Annotated in this window: 2 protein-coding genes; both read left to right on the top strand. The window is 80.3% G+C overall.

Going from position 1 to position 3,597, the window contains the following annotated elements; genetic code table 11:
• On the top strand, window positions 1–871 hold an 871-nt coding region (locus FRZ03_RS25925; protein ID WP_146467553.1), incomplete at its 5' end, for an FtsX-like permease family protein.
• A gap of 1 nt (window position 872) precedes the next feature.
• The gene (locus FRZ03_RS25920; protein ID WP_146467548.1) at window positions 873–3,593 is read left to right on the top strand and encodes an FtsX-like permease family protein; all 2,721 of its coding nucleotides are present in this window, start codon (window positions 873–875) and stop codon (window positions 3,591–3,593) included.
• The last annotated feature ends 4 nt before the right edge of the window (window positions 3,594–3,597 follow it).

The raw sequence follows: 3,597 nt of genomic DNA, 5'->3' as shown, positions 1-3,597 counted from the left end.
CACCGGCTACCTCCCGGACGCCGACATGTGGCGGGTCGCCTCGGTCACGGTCCGGCTCCAGGTGCCGCAGCCCGCGCCCGCCGCCGTACCGGCCGTCGTCACCGACCGCTATCTGGCCTCGGCCGACGCCCGCCCCGGCCGGCGCGTCGACCTCACGGTCGGCGGCCACCCGGTGCCGGTGCGGATCGTCCGGGCCGTCCGGGCGCTGCCCACCACCACCGAGAGCGACGGCGGCGCCGTCCTCCTCGACCTGCGCGCCCTGAACCTGCTGCTCGGGACGCGGTACGGCGACGGCGCCCCGCCCACCGAGTGGTGGCTGACCACCGACCCCGGCGCGGCGGCCCGGGTCGCCGCCGAGGTGCGGGCGTTGCCGGACGTCGATCCCGGCCGGGTGACGGTGCGCGACGAGATCGCCGCGCGGCTGCGCGACGACCCCTTCGGCGCGGGCCCCACGGCCGCGTTCGCGGCGGCGGCCGTGGTGGCGGTGGCGCTCGCGGCGGTGGGCTTCGCGGTGGGCGCGGCGGCCGCGCGGCGGGCCCGGGACGCCGAGTTCGCCGTCCTGCGGGCGCTCGGGGCGTCCCGGCGCCGGCTCGCCCGGGCGGCCGCCGCGGAACAGGCGGTCCTGGTGGCCCTGGCCCTCGCGGTGGGGGTGGCCCTGGGCACCGTACTCGCCCGCACGATCCTCCCGTTGATCACCCTCGCCTCGGACGCCACCCGCCCCGCGCCGCCCCTGCTGGTCCGACTCCCGCCCGGACAGGTGGCGTTGCTCCTGCTCGCCGTCGCCGCGCTCCCGCTGGCCCTCACCGCGCTGCCCGCCGTCCGCCGCCACCCGGACCCGGCCCGGACGCTGCGCGCCCCGGGAGGTGAGTGAGATGAGCCGTCCCGTGCGGCAGGTCGTCGCGCCCTGGGTGCGGACGCGGCTGCGGGTCGCGCCCGGGGCCGCCGGGGCGCTCGCGCTGCTGGTCGCGCTGGCCGCGTGCCTGGCGGGCGCCGGTCCGCGCGCGGTCGACCGGTACGAGGACGCGGGCCTGCGCCGGGCGTTCGCGCAGGCCCGCCCCGACCGCACCACCGTGCAGGTGACGGCGCCCCAGCCGGACCCGGGCCTGCCCGCCGACCGCCGGGCCGCCGCGCTGCGCCCCGCCGCGCTTGAACGGCAGTACGCGAGCATCCGCACCGCCCCGGGCGCCCCGCTGGCGATCGACCCCGCCCAGTCCATGTACGGCGTCGCCGCCCGGGTGAACCTCCCGGTGCCCGATCCCTGGCTGCCCCGCCCGAGCGGACTGCCCGCCCAGGTCGCCCTGTTCGCGCCGAGCGGCCTGGCCGAGCACGCCCGTGTCCGCACCGGCCGGCTGCCGCGCGCCGACCGCCCGGCGGACGCGGCCACCGCCGAGGTGGAGGCCGCCGTGACCGCCGCCACCGCCGACCGCCTGCACATCGAGACGGGCTCGGTCATCCACGTCCCGGCACCGGGTCGGCCGCCGCTGCGGGCCCGCGTCACCGGCATCCTCCTCCCGCGCGACCCCGGCGGCGCCTACTGGTCGACCGTCCCGCTGCTGCGCACCCCGGCTCTGATGACCGTCCCCACCCCCGGCACGGACCAGCCCCGGTACTGGCTCGGCGGCCTGCTGCTCCCCCAGGGCGCCGCCCCCGCGCTGCCGGGCACGGGCCCGGACCCGGTCCGCTACCCGTTCCTCCCCCCCGACCCCGGCGCCCCGCCCGCCCACGACCTCGGCGCCCTGAAGTCGGCCGTGGCCGCCCTGGAGTCCGGGCCCGGACTGCGCCGCGCCCGCGCCGCCACCGGCGACGACGGCACCGGCGTCACCACCCAGCTGGACGACACCCTCGCCTCCTTCGCCCGGCTGCGGTCCGGCATCGCCCCGCTGGTGTCCCTGGCCGGCGCGGGCGCCGCCACCGTCGTCGCCGTCGTGCTGCTCATGGCCGGCGCCCTGGCCGCCGACCGGCGCCGCGCCGAACTCGCCCTGCTGCGGGCCCGCGGCGCCGCCCTGCCCGCGCTCGCCGGGCGGCTGCTGGCCGAGACCGCGGTGATCGCCGTACCGGCGGGGGCGCTGGGCCTGCTGGGGGCGCTGCTCGCGGTCCCGGCCGGCCGCACCGGGTACTCCGTCGCCGCCGCGGGCGCCGTCACCCTCACCGCCTGCGCCGCGCTCCCGCTGCGCGCCGCCCGGGCCCACCGCACGGTTCGGTCGTCCGTCCCGCGCGCGGACCTGGCGACCGAACGGCCCTCCCGCCGCCGCACGATCGCGGAGCTGACGGTGCTGGTCCTGGCCGCCGGCGCGGTCGAGGCGCTGCGCCGGCGCGGGCCGGCCGGCGACGGGCTGGTGGCCCTGGCCCCCGTGCTGATCGGTGTCGTCGCCGCCCTCGTCCTGCTGCGCCTGACCCCCTTCCTGCTGCGCCGCCTCACCGCCCCGGCCGGCCGGCTGCGCGGCGCGGTGGTCCCGCTCTCGCTGGCCCGCGCGAGCCGCACCCAGGCCTCGGCGGTGCTCCCCCTGCTGGCCCTGCTCACCGCGCTGAGCACGGCGGCGTTCGGCGGCTCGGTCCTGGCGGGCGTGGCCACGGCCCGCGACCGCGCGGCGCTGCTCGCCGTCGGCGCCGACGCCCGCGTGGCCTTCGACGCACCGCCGCCGGCCACCACCACGGCCCGGGTGCGGGCCGTGCCGGGGGTACGGTCCGTCGCCCCGGTCGGCATCGACTACCAGGCCAAGCCGATGGACGGCCAGGACTCGGTCCCCCTGATCGGTGTGGACCCCGTCTCCTACGGCGAGTTGGCGGACCGCACCGGCCTGGGCGCCTTCCCCGCCGTGGAGTTGCGGCCCTCGGGCGGCACGCTCCCCGCCATCGCCTCCCCGTCCGTCGCCGCGCGCTACGGCACCCGGCACCCCTTCACCGTCCGCCTCCAGGACGGAAGTTCGGCCACCGTGCGCATCACCGTGGTCCGGGACGACACCCCGGCCCTGCCCGGCGGCGACTTCCTGGTCGTGGACCGCGCGGGACTCGCCGCCCCCGCCGACCGCCCGACCGCCCTGTTCCTGACGGGCGACGGGCTGAGCTCCTCCGCGCTACGGCGGGCCGCCGGCGCCTCGGCCACCGTCCAGCTGCGCGCCGTCGAACGCGCCCGCTACGCCACGTCCCCGCTCCAGTCCGGCGCGGAGCACGTCTACACGGCCGCGGTGGCCACGGGCGCGGGCTTCGCCGTCCTCGCGCTGCTCCTGTCCCTGCTGCGCGCCGCCCCCGAACGGGCCGCGCTGCTGGCCCGGTTGCGCACGATGGGCCTGACCCGCGCCGAGGGCCGCCGCCTGCTGATCCTGGAGTCCCTCCCCCAGTCCGCCCTCGCCGCCGCGGCGGGCGCCCTGACCGGCTGGGCCACCACCCGGCTCCTCTCCCCGGCCCTCGACCTCACCGCCGTCGCCCTGCCCGACACCGCGACCGTGCCGGCCCGGCTGCGCCCCGACGCCTGGTCCCTGACCGTCCCGGCCCTGCTGCTCCTGGCCACCACGACCGGCATCGCCGTGACACAGGCCTGGTGGACGGTGCGCCGGGGCGCGGGGACGGAACTGAGGGCGGGCGACGACCGATGACCCC

The sequence above is a fragment of the Streptomyces misionensis genome (genome assembly GCF_007896895.1).
In the GTDB taxonomy this organism is placed as follows: Bacteria; Actinomycetota; Actinomycetes; order Streptomycetales; family Streptomycetaceae; genus Streptomyces; species Streptomyces misionensis_A.
The sequence above is the reverse complement of the archived record's forward strand: the minus strand, read 5'-3'. Positions and strand labels throughout refer to the sequence as shown.